Consider the following 15,409-nt stretch of genomic DNA (forward strand, 5'->3'; position numbering starts at 1 on the left):
TTTCCTGCCGTGCTCAGCGGCGGTGACCCGGCTTGTACGAGTCGACGTAGCCGCGCGCCGGGGTGCCGACGCCGGTCACGTCGTCGTAGCCGGTGACCGCGGACAGCGAGCTGTCCTTGCCGAGGCTGCGGAGCGAGGTGAGCAGACCGTCCGAGGCGTCGAAGCCGTTGGCGAAGTCCACGCGGACCACCGCGAGGTCCTGGCCGCGGCCCAGCGGGTGGTCGGTGACGTCGTGGTACGCCCCGGTGCCGTAGCGGTTGTAGATCAGCGGGTTGGCGAAGCCGATCGGCACACCGTGCCGCGCCTGCTGCGCCAGCGCCTGGACGCCCGCGATCACCGGCGCGGCGAGCGAGGTGCCGCCGATCCGGTACTCGCTGTACTGGAAGGACCCGTCGGGGAACGCCTGGGTCTGGCCGACCAGGAACCCGGTGTTCGGGTCGGCGACGGCCGAGATGTCCGGCTCGACGCGCTGCTTGACCGTGCCGCCGTTGGCCAGGGCGAGCGCGTTGGGAACGACGCCGCGCTGGTAGAAGGGCTGCGCGTACAGCTTGCTGGTGCCGCCGCCCGCGCCGGAGGTGTAGGCGCCGGGGAAGGCCGTCCAGGCGGAGCCGTCCGCGGAGAGGGAAGCCTTCAGCGTGCCCCAGCCGGTCTCCCACTGGTACTTGTCGCCCTTGCCGACGGCGAGCGCGGTGCCGCCGACGGAGGTGACCCAGGGGGAGTTCGACGGGGTGTCGACCTGCTTGGTGCCGTTTCCGTTGGGGTTCGCGACGTTGTCGCCCGCGTCGCCGGAGGAGAAGTAGAAGCCGATGCCCTCGACCGCGCCCAGCTGGAAGATCTGGTCGTACGCCGCGGCGATGTCGGGGGTCTCGTTGCTCTCCAGGTCGCCCCAGGAGTTGGAGACGATGTCGGCGAGCCGGTGGTCGACGATCTTGTTGAGCGCGTCGAGCAGGTCGTCGTCCGTGCAGGAGGAGGCGCCGACGTAGGTGATGTCGGCCGCCGGGGCGAGGGCGTGCACCGCCTCGACGTCCAGGGTCTCCTCGCCGTACCAGCCGGACGCGTCGCACTCGTCCGGGCCGGTGAAGCGGTAGTCGGCCGGCAGCACCTGGGAGAACTGGCCGCGCTTGTAGTCCGCGTCACCGTTGCGCGCCGCGTACTTCTTGGCGTCGGCGGCGATCGTCGGCGAGGCGAACGCGTCGGTGATGGCGACGGTGACGCCCTTGCCGGTGTACGAGCCCGCTCCGTAGGCGGAGCGCAGCTGCTGGCCCGTGTAGCCCTTGACGGCGTACGGGGCGTGCGTGCCGTAGGCGACCGGCAGCTTCTTGTCGGTGTTCGACCCGAAGTACGTGGAGAAGGGGCCGGAGTTCTTGAAGACGGCTCCGGGCGGCGGGAGCGTGTCCTGGTGCTGGGCGCGCCGCGGGGAGTTGTCCAGGCCGGTGACCGTGAGGACCGTGCCGCTCAGGGCCGCGGGGACCGAGGCGGTGCCGACCGGGGCACGGTAGGTCTTCGAGCCCTTGGCGAAGTTGTGCAGCTGGGTGCCGAAGGCCTTCTCGGCGGCGGAGACGTCGCCGGTGACCGTCAGGTAGTGGTCGTTGGCGCCGGTGACCTGCAGGCCGGAGGACTCCAGCCACGCGGTGGTCTCGGCGACCTGCTGCTGGGTCGCGCCGAAGCGGGACTTGGCCTGCGCGGCGGAGAGGAACGAGCCGTAGGAGGCGGACGCCGGGTCGGAGACCGCCTGGGCGTAGGCGGCGAGACCCTGGGCGTCACGGCCGGCCAGGTACACCCGGAGGGTGACCTTGTTCGCGTCGGAGGTGGCACCCTTGTCGGACTTGGCCGTCGCCCAGGCCGGCTTGCTGCCTGCGAGGGTGTGGCGCCCGTGCGAGGCGTCGGCCTGGGCCGTGGGTATGCCCATCGCCAGCGCACCGGCGACCAGCGGCAGCGCCGCGGCCAGGGCCAGGCCGGCCCGCTTTCTGGAGCGGGTGGAGCTCATGTAACCCCCTGCTGTGTGAAGTTCTGACGTACGTCGGCGTGCCAGGACCGGCCACGCACGTGAACCGCCAGGCCACTCTTGCGGTGAACCGCTCATGTCAGGGACATGTGTTCACCAAGAAGGCCCCAAGGAAGCTTCACGAAAGGGCAATTGGGGAGGCGCCGTGATCCGGAATGCGGACATATGGATCCGGGGACAGAACGCGGCCGGCGCCATATGGGGAGAAGTGGCGAAGAAACGGATGCCGGACGGCACGACATCTTCACCGAACGGCGCCCGAACAAACCGACGTTAGCAGTTCGTAATGATCCGCATCCGGGGTTGTCGAAAGACGATCGAAGTGGGTACCCGTCCGGGTTAGCGTCTGCGCATGCGCACCAACCGTCAGTCCTCCGACAGTCGCCGGAACCCCCCGCTCCCGGCGAGCGCCACACTGTCCGGGGCTCTCCGCACCGCACGGTCGCCGCGTGTCTGGGCGACCGCCGGAACCGCAGCCGCTCTGCTCGTCCTGGCCTTCACCGCCGGCCCGGCCCTGCGTGCCTTTCTGGACTTCGGCGCCGGTGTCCTCACCCTCGTCTCGCTCAGCTGCACCGTCATCTGGGGCCTGGTGTCCACCGACACCGTCTTCCTCGGCCCGCGCGAGCGGCTGGTCACCCAGGGCATCCACCGCGGTCTGGGCGTCGCCGCCATCGGCTTCCTGATCCTGCATGTGACGACGAAGGTCGTCGAGGTCCGCGTCACCACCGCCGGCGCCTTCCTCCCCCTCGGGGTCACCGGCCGCGACGGGCTCATATCCCTCGGCGTGCTGGCCGCCTACCTGATGATCCTGGCCGCCGCCACGGGCGCGATGCGCAGCATCTTCGCCGCCAAGCGCCACCCCGTGCGCTGGCGCATCCTGCACGGCATGGCGTACGCCTCGTGGTGCGCCGCCCTCATCCACGGACTGGAGTCCGGCCGGGCCGCCAAGCCCTGGGTGATCATCGCCTACATGGTCTGCCTGGTCGGCGTCGCCATCGGCCTGGTGGTCCGGCTGCGCAAGCTGCGCGGCGAGTCCGTCTTCCCCGAGACCCGCGAACGCTCCGCCTCCTTCCGCAACCTCGCGCGCGGCGGCGGTTCCGGCAGCCGCAGGCGCGCCGTCCGCGAGGAGGGCGGCCCGGCCCTGGCCAGCGCGTACACCGATCCGCTGCCGCCGCTGCCCGGCTTCCCGACCGCCGGCCAGTACACGCCCACCCCTCCCCCGGCACCCGGCGGCCTGCTCGGCATGGACCCAGCGGCCGCCACGGCGCAGCTGCCGCAGGTTCCCGCGGACTCGCAGGCGCCGTATTCTCAGCAGCCCCAGCAGTTCCAGCAGCCGTATCCGCAACAGCCCCAGCCCGGCGCCTGGGACGGCACCCCTCCTTGGGGGACCGAAGTGCCCGGCGGCGTCCAGGAGACCGATCCGCTGGGAGCCGAACGGCTCCAGCCGATCTCCTGGCAGCAGTCGACGCCCGGACCTTATGAAGGACAGCGATGAATCTGCCCGCCATGCCGGACCGCTCACCCGCCCTTCGCCAGGGGGCGGGTGATGTGCTGCCCGACGTGCGTACCGTCGGGCTGCCCCGAATAACCGCGGGGTTCGACGAGGTGGAACGGCTGGACCGGGTCACCCACCTTAATGTGCACGGTTCCATGCCGACCCTCACCGAGGGCGAACTCCTGGACCTCTCCGAGCTGATGGGCCTGCGCGGCCGCGGCGGCGCCGGTTTCCCGTTCTACAAGAAGCTCAAAGCCGTGGGAGAGGCCGCGCGCCGTCGCGGCAGCCCCACCGCGGTCGTGGTCAACGGCTGCGAGGGCGAGCCCGCCTGCCGCAAGGACGCGGTGATCCTGCGCCGGGCACCCCATCTGATGCTGGACGGCGCCCTGATGTGCGCCGAGATCCTCGGCGCGCGCGAACTGGTGATCAGCGTCACCCGCGACAGCAACGAGAAGTCCGTGCGCGACGCCCTGGCCGAACGCGGCCTCGGCACCAAGCGCGGCCGCCAGTTGCGCGCCCGCATCGTGCGCATGCCGGAGCGCTTCGTGTCCGGTGAGTCCTCGGGCATCATCTCGGCCGCCAACGGCGGGCTGCCGCTGCCTCCCGGCAAGAAGGTCAGCGCGAGCGAGTCGGGCATCGGCGGGATGCCGACGCTCTTCTCCAACACCGAGACCTTCACCCAACTCGCCGTCGGCGCCCGCATGGGGGCCATCCGCTTCGGCTCCGCGGGAGCGCCCGGGGAGCCCGGCACCGCCATGCTGACCGTGTCGGGCTCGGTGCCGCGGCAGACGGTCGTGGAGACCCCGACCGGGGTGCCCATGTCGTACATCCTGCAGATGTGCGGCGGGAATCCCGGCCAGGGCGTGCTCGTGGGCGGCTACCACGGCAACTGGATCGACCCCAACATCGCCTCGATGGTGACGATCGCCCGCGAGTCCCTGGAGGCCCACAAGGCCACGCTCGGCGCGGGCGCGCTGCTGCCGCTGGACCCGGGCCTGTGCCCGCTCGGCGAGTCGCTGCGGGTCGCGCAGTGGTTGGCCGCCGAGACCGCGGGCCAGTGCGGCCCGTGCCGCCTCGGCCTGCCGCGGATGGCCGGGCTGCTGCAGGACGTGCTCAACGGCGGCGGCCAGGCCGCGCTGGAGCAGCTGCGGCAGACCGCGGTGGCGGTCAAGGGGCGCGGGGTCTGCAAGCACCCCGACGGCTCCATGCGCTTTGTGATGTCCACCATCAACGCCTTCACCGACGACCTCGCGGCCCATGTGCTCGGCGGCGGCTGCGGCCGCCCCACGGTCGGTGTGCTCCCCCTGCTGAAGTCCGAGCCCTCGCCGCTGCTCGGCGGCCCCTCCGGCGGCGGCGCGCCCGCGGCCGCCAGCAACAAGCGCCTGGTGGTCGACTGGACGCTGTGCAAGGGGCACGGGCTGTGCGCCGGCGTCCTGCCGGAGATCGTCCGGCTGGACCGCGACGGCTACCCCGACATCGCCGGGACCCCCGTTCCGCCGCACCTGGACGCCGCCGCCCAGCGCGCGGTGGCCCGCTGCCCCGCGCTGGCGCTGCGGATGGAGGAGGGCGGACGCCGCTGAGCGTCCGCCCGGCCCGGCGGTGGCGGCCGCCGGGCCGGGTCGGTCCGGTCACGCGAAAGGGCCCGGTACCTGAGGTACCGGGCCCTTCACGTGAAGTGGAGCTACGGGGATTCGAACCCCGGACCTCTTGCATGCCATGCAAGCGCTCTACCAACTGAGCTATAGCCCCGCGTTGCCGTTCCTCCGGGTCCCCCCGGCGACTCGGCATACATTACACGGCCGTGGGGGCGGTTCGCCAAATCCATTCCGGTACTGTCGGCTGACCCCCGACCCCCAGGACTGGAGACGGCCCCCGTGACCGCCACGCAGCGCATCGCCGACGCCACGGCGGAACGCGACCGCCGCCTCCGCCGCCCCACGGTCGTGGCGGCCGCGGTGTGCCTGGTCTCCTTCGCGGCGTTCTGCCTGGCGCAGCGCGCCGCCCATGTCTCGATGATCGATCTCACCGTCTACCGGGCCGAGGGATGGACGGTGCGGCAGGGCGGCGACCTGTACGCGATGCGCGTCACCCACGCGCAGCTGCCGAACACCTACCCGCCCTTCGCCGCCCTCCTCTTCACCGCGCTCACGGTCCTGCCGGCCGGTGCGGCGCGGATCGCGGTCACCGCGCTCAACCTCGGACTGCTCGTCGCGCTCGCCTCCCTGTCGCTGCGGCTGGCCGGCCTGCCGCGCCGGCTGCCCCCGGCCGCGGCGGCCCTCGCCGTGGCGGCGGTCGCGGTCTGGTCGGAACCGGTGTGGACGACGCTGCGGTACGGGCAGATCAACCTGCTGCTGGCCGTGCTGGTGCTGTGGGACCTGACCCTGCGGAAGGGTTCGCGGGCGGCGGGCGTCGGGATCGGCATCGCCGCCGGGATCAAGCTCACCCCCGCGCTCTTCGTGGTCCTGCTCGCCGCCGGCGGACTCGTGCTGGCCTGGCGGCGCCGGGAGCGCTGGAACGACCACTTGCGGCACGCCTCGGTCGCCGCGGCCGTCCTCGCCGCCACGGTCGGCCTGTCCGCGGTGGTCCTGCCGCACGACTCCCGGCGCTTCTGGACCGGCGTGATCTTCTCCGCGGACCGGGCCGGGCACGGCGAGGACACCGCCAACCAGTCCCTGCGCGGGGTGCTCGCGCGGGCCCTGCACACCGGCGACCCGGGGACGTGGTGGCTCGTGACCGCCGCACTGGTGGCGTGCGCCGGGCTCGCGGTGGCCGTGGCCGCGCTCGTCTCCGGTGCCCGGGCCTGGGCGGTCGTCTCCTGCGCGGTCACCGCGCTCCTGGTCAGTCCCGTCTCCTGGTCCCACCACTGGGTGTGGGCGGTGCCGCTCGTCGTGCTGCTGAGCCGGGCCTCCCGGGCCGGAGCCGTCGCGGCGGGGCTCGTCTTCTGCTCGTACGGGCTCTGGCTCATCCCGCACGGCGACGGCGTCGCCCGGCCCGAACTCCACCAGTCCGCCGGGCAGATGGCCCTGTCGGCGGTCTACCCGGCGGTGGGCGCCGCCTTCCTGTGCGTCGCGGCGGTGGCCGTACGGCGGCAGCGGGCCCGGTCCCGCGGCACGAGCGGCGCCCGGTCCCTCACCCCCGCCCCGCACGCCCCCTGAGCAGCCCCGCCAGGACACCGAGGACGGCCGTGAGGGCGAGCGCCCAGGAGGTGAGGGCGATGGCGTGCGCGGAGGAGCCGGAGGAGGCGAGGCGGTTGAGGAAGAGCGTGCCCAGGGTGGCGACGCCGATCAGCTGGCCGAGCTGCGTGACGGTGGCCAGCAGCCCGCTGGCATCCGCGGCGTCCTGCGGCGCGACCCTGCCGAGGGCGAGCGTCAGCGTGGGGCTGAAGGACGCACCGAGGCCCAGGCCGATCCCGAACTGGACGGCGAGGAAGCGCAGCTGGTGCTGTTCCCCGTCGCGCAGCAGCAGTCCCATGGCCGCGAACGAGACGGCCGCCACCAGCAGTCCGAGCGGGGCGAGCAGACCGTGGGTGCGCGCCGGGAGGCGCCGCCAGTTGAGACCGACGCCGCCGAAGGCGACGGCCGCGGCGGTGAAGGTCAGCCCGGTGCGCAGGGCGCTGAGGCCGAGACCGCTCTGCAAGTGCAGGGCGATGGAGAACAGGAAGCCGGCGTTCAGCGCCATCGCGACGGCGATCACGGCCACGGAGCGGGGCATGCCGGGTGCGCGCAGGACCCGCGCGGAGACCAGCGGCGCCCCGCCGCGGCGGGTCAGGCGGGCCTCCAGGACGGCGAAGACGGTGAGCAGCACGACGCTGAGGCCGAGGCAGATCCAGCCCCACAGCGGCCAGCCCTCCTCCTGGCCGAGGACGAGCGGGACGGTGAAGAGCGTCACGGCGGCGCCCAGGGTGACCAGGCCGGGCAGGTCCAGGCCGCGACGGCGCTCCTCGGCGCCGCCGGGGTCGCGCGGAATGACCCGGGGCGCCAGGACGAGCAGGCAGAGCCCGATGGGCACGTTGACCAGGAACACCGGACGCCAGCCCGTGCCGAACAGGTCGGCACTGACGAGGACGCCGCCGAGGGACTGCCCCGCCGCCGCGCCGGTGGCCAGGACCGCGGAGTAGACACCGAGGGCGCGTACCCGCCGCTCGCCGGTGAAGTTGCGCTGGATGAGGCTGAGCACCTGGGGGATCATCAGGGCCGACCCGGCTCCCTGGACCAGCCGGAAGCCGGTCAACTCCCCTGCCGACTGGGCGAGTCCGCAGGCCAGGGAGGCCGCGGTGAAGAGGCCGAGCCCGGCGACGAAGGTCCTGCGGTGGCCCCACAGGTCGCCGATACGGGCGCCGGTGATGAGCAGGACGGCGTAGGAGACGGTGTAGCCCGCCACGACGAGCTGGAGCGCGGCGCCCGAGGCGTGCAGGTCTGTGCGGATGGTGGGCGCGGCCACGTTGACGATGAAGACGTCGAGCAGGGCCATGAACTGGCCGGTGAGCACGGTGCCGAGCAGCCGGCCGGACGGGGCGCGGCCGCCTGAACCGGCACGGGGCACCGGTGGGGCCGAGAGTGTGGGATGAGCCATGGCACGAGCCTGCGGGCGCCCGCGTACCGGTGCCGAGAGCCCATGGATGCTGGTACTGACAGCACCTGGCACCGCGTCCCGACCCGGTGGACGATGGGGCACATGTCCGCCGTGTCCGCTCCGCGCCGCAACGAACTCGCCGCCTTCCTGCGAAGCCGCCGCGCCCGGATCACACCGCAGGACGTCGGCATGCCGCCGGGACTGCGCCGCCGTACACCGGGGCTGCGGCGCGAGGAGGTCGCGCAGCTCGCCGGGGTCGGGGTGACCTGGTACACGTGGCTGGAGCAGGGCCGCCCGATCAACGCGAGCGTGCAGGTGCTGGACGCGGTGGCGCGCACACTGCGGCTGGACGTCACCGAGCGGGAGCACCTGTACCGGCTGGCGGGAGTGCCCTTCGTCCGGGAGCAGGCCGCTGAGGCGGAGTCGGTGGGCGAGGACGTGCAGGGCATCATCGACGCCCTCGACCCGCTCGCCGCGGTCGTCTACAACACCCGCTACGACGTGCTGGCCTGCAACGCCGCCTACCGGTACGTCTTTCCGTCGGTGCGGCTGGACTCCCCCGCCGACCGCAATGTGCTGCGGCGGCTGTTCACCGGCCCGCCGTGCTGCTCGGCCTTCCTCGACCGCGGCGCCGAACTGCCGCGCATGGTGGCGCAGTTGCGCGGCGGTTACGGACGGCACGTGGGCGAGCCCGTCTGGGAGACGTTCATCCGGCGGATGACCGACTCGAGCCCGGAGTTCGCGCGCATGTGGGCGAGCGGGGACGTGGCGCCGCCGGGGCCGCGGGTCAAGGTGATCCAGCACGCGTCGGTGGGCGTCGTCCGGCTCGCCTCGACCTCGCTGTCGGTGGACTCCGCGCCGGAGCACCGGATCGTGGCCTACACCCCGGCCGACGAGGAGAGCCGCGCGCGGATGGCGCGGCTGCGGGAGCTGCCCGACCCTCTGATCGGCTGCCCCCTGCACGCGCGCCCGCTGTCCGAGCTCGTCCTGGAACGCGAAAAATCCCGCCTTCCCTGACGGGAGGACGGGATTCCGTGACCACTGTGTCGCTGTGGAGCTACGGGGATTCGAACCCCGGACCTCTTGCATGCCATGCAAGCGCTCTACCAACTGAGCTATAGCCCCGCTGTCCTCAGGCTTGCCGCCTGGCGAACGAGAAGAAGCTTAGCCGGTCAGGGCCGGATTTCCGAAATCGGCCCCGGTGGCCCCGCCGCGGCGGTTCAGTCGTCGTCGCCGAGCACCGGCTCGGGCAGGGTGCCCGCGTTGTGCTCCAGCAGGCGCCAGCCGCGGGCGCCCTCGCCCAGCACCGACCAGCACGTGTTGGACAGGCCGCCGAGCGCCTCCCAGCTGCGCGGGTCGAGGCCGAGCAGCCGGCCTATCGTCGTGCGGATCGCGCCGCCGTGGCTGACCACCACGAGGATGCCGCCGTCGGGCAGCTTGTCGGCGGCCGCGAGCACCACGGGAGCGGCCCGGTCGGCGACCTCGGTCTCCAGTTCGCCGCCGCCGCGCCGCACGGGCTCCCCGCGCTTCCACGCCGCGTACTCCTCGGGGTGGCGCGCGGTGATCTCCTCGTGGGTCAGTCCCTGCCAGACGCCCGCGTAGGTCTCCCGCAGGCCCTGGTCGTAGGTGACGTCCAGGCCCGTCACGGCCGCCAGCTCGGCGGCCGTGTCGGCGGCGCGCTGGAGGTCCGAGGCGATGATCCGGTCCGGTTCGAGCGCGGCCAGCAGGCGGGCGGCGCGCCTGGCCTGCCCGACGCCGGTGGCGGTCAGCGGAATGTCCGTGGTGCCCTGGAAGCGGCCCTCCAGGTTCCACGCGGTCTGGCCGTGCCGCCAGAAGACGATGCGCCGGCCGCGCCCGCGGCTGTGCCCGTTCAGCTGAGCTCCCCGTCCTCGTCGGCCACCGACATGGCGCGGGCGTGCTCCTCGGCCTTGCCGCGGGTCGCCACGGCGTCCTTGGGCAGCTCCAGCTCGGGGCAGTCCTTCCACAGCCGCTCCAGGGCGTAGAAGACGCGCTCCTCGGAGTGCTGGACGTGCACCACGATGTCCACGTAGTCGAGCAGCACCCACCGGCCCTCGCGCTCACCCTCGCGGCGCACCGGCTTGGCGCCCAGCTCCTTGGCGAGCCGCTCCTCGACCTCGTCGACGATGGCCTTCACCTGGCGGTCGTTCGGCGCGGAGGCGAGCAGGAACGCGTCGGTGATGGCGAGGACGTCGCTGACGTCGTAGGCGATGATGTCGTGCGCGAGCTTGTCGGCTGCCGCCTGGGCGGCGGTCTGGATGAGCTCGATGGAGCGGTCCGTGGCGGTCACAGGTGCGGCTTTCCGGTCGGGGACGTCGTACCCCCAAGGGTCTCACGGACCGCGGACAGTCCCCGACCGGTTATCCGGCCGGGGACCGGACGGCTCACTGCTTGGGCGGCGGGGTGTAGTCCTGGCCGAGCACCACCAGGATGTCCGCGTTGGGCGGGACGGTGCCCTTGGTGACGGACTTGGCGGGCAGACCCAGGGTCTTCGCCAGTTCCTGCGCGTTCGCCTTCTGCTCCGCGGCGCCGTAGAGGACCTTGGACGCCGCCTGAGTGGCGGTGGAGGTGCCGGACACATAGGTGTAGCCGCCGCCGACGATCTGCACCTGGGCCTCGCCGGCGTTGGCGGACTCGCCCGAGCCGTTCTTCAGGCCTACCCGGGGGATGCCGTCGGAGGAGGTGTTGGTCACAGTGCCGCCGAGCACGTCCTTGACGACGCCGTCGGTGTCCTTCTCGCTGACGGTGCCGTCGGCCTGCACCGGGAGGGTGTCGGTCTTGTACGCGCCGGTCTTGGCCTCCTCGGACAGCGCCGCGAGGCTGGTGCCGAGGTCCTTGGCGGTCAGCGGCGGCTCGATGACCTGGTTGAGCCCCTCGATGGTCTTGGTGGCCAGGTCCGGGTCGCTGTACATCTTCTTCAGCACGCCCTGGACCACCTGGCCGAACCGGGCCAGCTGCTTGTCCTGCGCCTCGCCGGGCGCGCGGTAGACGGCGTACGCGACGGCGGCCTGGCCGCCCAGCTCCTGCTGCTTGCCGGGCTTGACGAGGACCTTGCCGCCCTTCTTCTTGTCGGCCTTCACCGTGGCGTCGGTGTCGACGATGATCCCGCCGAGGGATTCGACAAGGTTGTCCAGGTACGGGGTGTCCAGCCGCCAGGTGCCGCTGATCTTCGTGCCGAGCAGGGTCTCCAGGGCCTCGCGGGTGGGCGCGGAGCCGCCGTCGACCACCGACTTGCCGAGCGTGGTGCTGCCCCCGTCGTCGCTGCTCACGGCGAGCGAGTTGGGCAGCAGCACCGTGGTGCCCTTCTTCGTGGTCGAGTTGCTGACCAGCAGGGCGGTGGAGGTCTCGTTGCCGTCCACCGGGCGCAGGTGCAGCACGAGCACGTCGCGCTTCTGGCCGCCGGCGGCCTGCTGCGTGGCGGCCGAGTCGCCACCGAGTCCGGGGATCTTGCCGGCCTTCCACAGGTAGCCGACACCGCCGACCGCGCCCAGCGCGACCACGACGACGAGGGCGACGACGCGGTTGCGGCCGCGGCGCCTGGCCTCCTCGCGCCGCTCGGTGCGGGACTCGGTGAACTTCAGCCAGTCGATGACCTCTTCGGACTCCTCGGTCTCCTCGTCGACGAAGGAGAACTGCCCGGTGGAGTAGTCCCCGTTGCCCGAGGGAGCCGCGGGACCCGCGGGACCCGGGGGACCCGCCGGACCGCGGCCGGAAGGACCGGGTTGCGCGGGAGCCTGCGCGGGAGCCTGCACCGGCGCCTGGACGGAGCCCTGCACGGGCCGGGACGGGCGCTCGGGGTCGCGGTAGAGAGGCTGCGGATGCGTGTGCTGCTGGTACTGCGGCTGCTCGGGCTGGGGCGGCTGCTGCGGCTCGTAGTACGGCTCCTGGTACTGCGGCTGCTGCGGGATCCAGCCCTGGTACTGCTGGGTCTGCTGCGCCTGCGCCTGCTGCTGGTCGTAGCCGTAGTCCTGCTGCTGACCGTAGCCCTGGTCCTGGTAGCGCTGCGGCTGCTGCGGCTGCGCCCCCTGGGCGTACGGGTCGTAGCCCTGGCCCTGCTGCTGGTATCCGTAGTCACCCTGCTGCTGTGCGTAAGGGTCCTGGGGGTAGGGGTCCGGTCCCTCCTGCTCGGGTGTTCCCTCGGCGTAGTGCCATCGGGGGTAGTCGTTCACTGGGGACCCCTCCAGTTGCCGCTGAGCCGCTGATCGATTACCGGTAGAGCCTGCGTTTGTCGATGTAGCGCACCACACCGTCGGGCACCAAGTACCAGACGGGCTCCCCCTTGGCGACCCGGTGCCTGCAGTCGGTGGAGGAGATCGCGAGGGCGGGCACCTCCACCAGGGAGACGCCGCCCTCCGGGAAGCCCGGGTCGGACAGCACGTGCCCGGGCCTCGTGACGCCGATGAAGTGCGCCAGGGAGAAGAGTTCCTCGGCCTCGCGCCAGGAGAAGATCTGCGCCAGCGCGTCGGCACCCGTGATGAAGAAGAGCTCCGCCTCGGGATGGTCGGACCGCAGGTCGCGGAGCGTGTCAATGGTGTACGTGCGGCCGCCGCGCTCGATGTCGCTGCGGCTGACCGAGAACTGCGGGTTCGACGCGGTGGCGATCACCGTCATGATGTAGCGGTCCTCGGCGGCCGACACCTTCTGGTCGCTCTTCTGCCAGGGCTGGCCGGTCGGCACGAAGACGACCTCGTCCAGCTCGAAGAGGTGCGCCACCTCGCTGGCCGCGACGAGGTGACCGTGGTGGATGGGATCGAACGTCCCACCCATCACACCGATTCGCTCCTTCATGCGGACAGACCCTACCCGCATCCGCCTCTGCGGCCTCAGCGGTCGCGGTTGAAACGGGTGGTGATGAAGAGCAGGAGCAGCAGCGCGAACAGGGCGCCGCCACCGGTGAGGTACGGGCTCAGGCTCTCGTGGTTGCCGCCGCCCTCGCCCTCGGCGAGCGTGGTCAGGACGGCGGCGGTCGCGTAAGAGGTCATTCGCGGTTCCCTTGGTGACGGTGCGTGCTCTTGGCGGACGTGGGGACTTGGGGGACATGGTACGGGCGGTGCGGACGGAACTTCGAGGTGGCTCCGCGCGTCCTTCCTGTGTATGGCCAGCCGACCAGGGGAACGGGGAGACATGTCCGGTCCGAATGATCCGAACGGCGTGCGGGGCGGCACGGAGGGCGACGGCGACCGTCTGCCGGGGCGGAACCGCCGGCGGTTCCCGGGGATCTCCTCCCGGGCGTACGAGCACCCGGCCGACCGCTCGGCCCTGGTGGCGCTGCGCAAGCTCAGCGGCTTCGACACCGTCTTCAAGGCGCTCAGCGGGCTGCTCCCGGAGCGCTCGCTGCGGCTGCTGTTCCTGTCGGACTCGGTCCGGGTCGGCGACGAGCAGTTCACCCACCTCAACGACATGCTGCGGGACGCCTGCTCCATCCTGGACCTGGAGACCGTCCCGGCCATGTACGTCACGCAGGACCCGCAGCCGAACGCGATGTGCATCGGGCTCGACGCGCCGATCATCGTCGTCACCACCGGCCTGGTGGAGCTGCTGGACGAGGAGGAGATGCGGGCCGTCGTGGGCCACGAGGTGGGCCACGCGCTGTCAGGTCACTCCGTGTACCGCACGATCCTGCTCTTCCTCACCAGCCTGGCCCTGCGGATCGCCTGGATCCCGCTCGGCAATGTCGCGATCATGGCGATCATCACGGCCCTGCGCGAGTGGTTCCGCAAGTCGGAGCTGTCCGCGGACCGCGCCGGCCTGCTGGTCGGCCAGGACCTCCAGGCGTCGATGCGCGGTCTGATGAAGATCGCCGGCGGCAACCACCTGCACGAGATGAACGTGGACGCGTTCTTGAAGCAGGCCGAGGAGTACGAGGGCTCCGGCGACCTGCGCGACTCCGTGCTGAAGATCCTGAACGTGCTGCCGCGCAGCCACCCCTTCACCACGGTGCGTGCCGCGGAGCTGAAGAAGTGGGCCGCGACCCGCGACTACCAGCGCCTCATGGACGGCCACTACCCGCGGCGCAGCGAGGACAAGGACACCTCGGTGTACGACTCGCTCAAGGAGTCGGCGAACCACTACGCCGACACGGTGAAGACCAGCAAGGACCCGCTGATGAAGCTGCTGAACGACATCGGTTCGGGCGCCGGCGACATCGGCGGCAAGCTGCGGGACCGGTTCACCGGGACGGCGCAGGGCTCGCAGGGGCCGCAGAGCTCCCCGAAGGACGCGCCGCCGGACCCGTCCGCGGAGTGACACCGGGGCCGGCGAGCGACCCGGGGGCCAGCACTCCGCACACCGAGGTGATCTGGTGGCGGTGGTCGTACGGGTCGACGCCGGCCTGCGCGGGGGCCTTCTCCCCCGCCAGCAGCGGCTCGAACCGCTTGGCCGGCTCCGACCCGCAGGACAGCGGCCCGGCCTCGACGTCGGCCTGCAGCACTTGCACATGCATGTCGCGCAGGTCCTGGCGGTCGAACCGCAGGCGCAGCGCGCGCCGCACGGTGAACAGCGACGGCTCGCCGCCCGCGGAGGCCGCCGTCCGTACGGCGTAGACCATGGTGTGGTCCGTGAGGACCTCCAGGGCGTCGTCGGCGGTCTCCATGACGGCCATCGTCCCGTCGACCCGCACCTCGTCGGAGGCGAGGGCGATCCTGCCGGGGTCCAGGCGCACCAGCCAGCCCGTGGCGGCGTGCCGCCCGTCGTCGGCCGGGGCGGACAGGCTGCGGTCGAACTGCACGCGCTGCCCGGGGTCCAGCAGGTCCCGGACCTTGCTCACGTTGCCGCCGGTCAGGGCGGTGGGATCGACGGCGGAGGCCCAGAGGTAGTCCTTGGCCAGGGTCAGCGCCTGCGTGACCTGGCTCTCGCCGAAATGCGGGGTGCCGAAGGGGGCCGGAAGGGTGAATCCCTTGCTGCCGATCTGGTAGCCGGCCGCCGCGTGGCCGTCGAAGGGGCGGGTGCGGTCCGTGGGCGGCACCACGCCGGCCGGGGCGAGCGGGACCAGGGTGATCCGCAGCGGCTCCGCGACGGGCTCGGGCCCCTGCTCGTAGGGATTGCGGATGCCGAGGTAGACGGCGGTGCCGAAGGCGACGGCGATCAGGGCCACCAGGACGAGCGCCTGGCGCGTCGCGCCGCCCCGGGCCCAGAAGCGCCGGGTGCGGACCGCGCGGGCCGAACCGTCGAGGCGCTCGCGGGCCGAGTACTCCTGGATCCGGGCAGCACGTACGAACGATTCGTCGAACACGACGGATCGGTACTCGTCGTCGCCGCTTCCCGGGGAGCCCTCGGGAATCCCCTCAGGTGGGTCACCAGGCCCGGTCATACAACAAGCG

At 72.2% G+C, this 15,409-nt stretch carries 12 protein-coding genes, 2 tRNA genes and 1 pseudogene; 5 read left to right on the plus strand and 10 right to left on the minus strand.

What is annotated here, in order from left to right; translation table 11 throughout:
* Nucleotides 1-13: 13 nt before the first annotated feature.
* Nucleotides 14-1,987: a protease pro-enzyme activation domain-containing protein gene (locus tag ACIP64_RS07265; protein ID WP_401582743.1), complete on the minus strand. Its 1,974-nt coding sequence runs from the start codon at nt 1,985-1,987 to the stop codon at nt 14-16.
* 370 nt (nt 1,988-2,357) lie between these two features.
* On the opposite strand from ACIP64_RS07265, the gene ACIP64_RS07270 reads away from it, so the two are divergent.
* Nucleotides 2,358-3,500, plus strand: a complete 1,143-nt coding sequence (locus tag ACIP64_RS07270) for a hypothetical protein (RefSeq protein WP_401582745.1) — start codon at nt 2,358-2,360, stop codon at nt 3,498-3,500.
* Nucleotides 3,497-5,153 (plus strand): annotated as a pseudogene (locus ACIP64_RS07275) (NADH-ubiquinone oxidoreductase-F iron-sulfur binding region domain-containing protein). The gene ACIP64_RS07270 and the pseudogene ACIP64_RS07275 overlap by 4 nt, the downstream one beginning before the upstream one ends.
* A gap of 23 nt (nt 5,154-5,176) precedes the next feature.
* On the opposite strand, the gene ACIP64_RS07280 reads toward ACIP64_RS07275, so the two are convergent.
* A tRNA-Ala gene (locus ACIP64_RS07280) sits at nt 5,177-5,249 on the minus strand.
* A 125-nt stretch (nt 5,250-5,374) separates the two neighbouring features.
* On the opposite strand from ACIP64_RS07280, the gene ACIP64_RS07285 reads away from it, so the two are divergent.
* On the plus strand, nt 5,375-6,655 hold the full coding sequence (locus ACIP64_RS07285) for a glycosyltransferase 87 family protein (protein ID WP_401582747.1): 1,281 nt from the start codon (nt 5,375-5,377) through the stop codon (nt 6,653-6,655).
* Here ACIP64_RS07285 and ACIP64_RS07290 read toward each other — a convergent pair.
* Nucleotides 6,630-8,072: an MFS transporter gene (locus ACIP64_RS07290; protein WP_401582749.1), complete on the minus strand. Its 1,443-nt coding sequence runs from the start codon at nt 8,070-8,072 to the stop codon at nt 6,630-6,632. The genes ACIP64_RS07285 and ACIP64_RS07290 overlap by 26 nt on opposite strands.
* A gap of 102 nt (nt 8,073-8,174) precedes the next feature.
* Here ACIP64_RS07290 and ACIP64_RS07295 point away from each other — a divergent pair, with 102 nt between their 5' ends.
* On the plus strand, nt 8,175-9,089 hold the full coding sequence (locus ACIP64_RS07295; protein ID WP_401582750.1) for a helix-turn-helix transcriptional regulator: 915 nt from the start codon (nt 8,175-8,177) through the stop codon (nt 9,087-9,089).
* Nucleotides 9,090-9,124: 35 nt separating this feature from the next.
* Here ACIP64_RS07295 and ACIP64_RS07300 read toward each other — a convergent pair.
* The 6 genes from ACIP64_RS07300 to ACIP64_RS07325 form a co-directional block, all read right to left on the minus strand.
* Nucleotides 9,125-9,197, minus strand: a tRNA-Ala gene (locus tag ACIP64_RS07300).
* Between the two features lie 95 nt (nt 9,198-9,292).
* A complete protein-coding gene (locus ACIP64_RS07305; RefSeq protein WP_401583202.1) occupies nt 9,293-9,946 on the minus strand; it encodes a histidine phosphatase family protein in 654 nt (217 codons plus the stop codon).
* Complete coding sequence (gene rsfS, locus ACIP64_RS07310; RefSeq protein WP_319664644.1) at nt 9,943-10,380, minus strand: ribosome silencing factor; 438 nt, start codon at nt 10,378-10,380, stop codon at nt 9,943-9,945. Before rsfS ends, ACIP64_RS07305 begins: the two co-directional genes overlap by 4 nt.
* A gap of 94 nt (nt 10,381-10,474) precedes the next feature.
* Entirely contained in the window at nt 10,475-12,259 is a 1,785-nt protein-coding gene (locus tag ACIP64_RS07315; RefSeq protein ID WP_401582752.1) for a LytR C-terminal domain-containing protein, read from the minus strand.
* Nucleotides 12,260-12,296: 37 nt separating this feature from the next.
* The gene (gene nadD / locus ACIP64_RS07320; protein WP_401582754.1) at nt 12,297-12,878 is read right to left on the minus strand and encodes a nicotinate-nucleotide adenylyltransferase; all 582 of its coding nucleotides are present in this window, start codon (nt 12,876-12,878) and stop codon (nt 12,297-12,299) included.
* Nucleotides 12,879-12,913: 35 nt separating this feature from the next.
* Nucleotides 12,914-13,072 carry a hypothetical protein gene (locus ACIP64_RS07325; RefSeq protein WP_018556595.1) on the minus strand — a complete coding sequence of 53 codons (159 nt, stop codon included), beginning with the start codon at nt 13,070-13,072 and terminating at the stop codon, nt 12,914-12,916.
* 142 nt (nt 13,073-13,214) lie between these two features.
* Here ACIP64_RS07325 and ACIP64_RS07330 point away from each other — a divergent pair, with 142 nt between their 5' ends.
* On the plus strand, nt 13,215-14,336 hold the full coding sequence (locus ACIP64_RS07330) for a M48 family metallopeptidase (RefSeq protein ID WP_360906874.1): 1,122 nt from the start codon (nt 13,215-13,217) through the stop codon (nt 14,334-14,336).
* On the opposite strand, the gene ACIP64_RS07335 is transcribed toward ACIP64_RS07330, so the two are convergent.
* Nucleotides 14,260-15,399 (minus strand): hypothetical protein, encoded by a 1,140-nt coding sequence (locus ACIP64_RS07335; RefSeq protein ID WP_401582755.1) that lies wholly within the window; start codon nt 15,397-15,399, stop codon nt 14,260-14,262. The two genes, ACIP64_RS07330 and ACIP64_RS07335, sit on opposite strands and share 77 nt — an antisense overlap.
* Nucleotides 15,400-15,409 lie beyond the last annotated feature (10 nt).

The organism is Streptomyces sp. NPDC088733 (genome assembly GCF_044751185.1).
GTDB lineage: Bacteria > Actinomycetota > Actinomycetes > Streptomycetales > Streptomycetaceae > Actinacidiphila.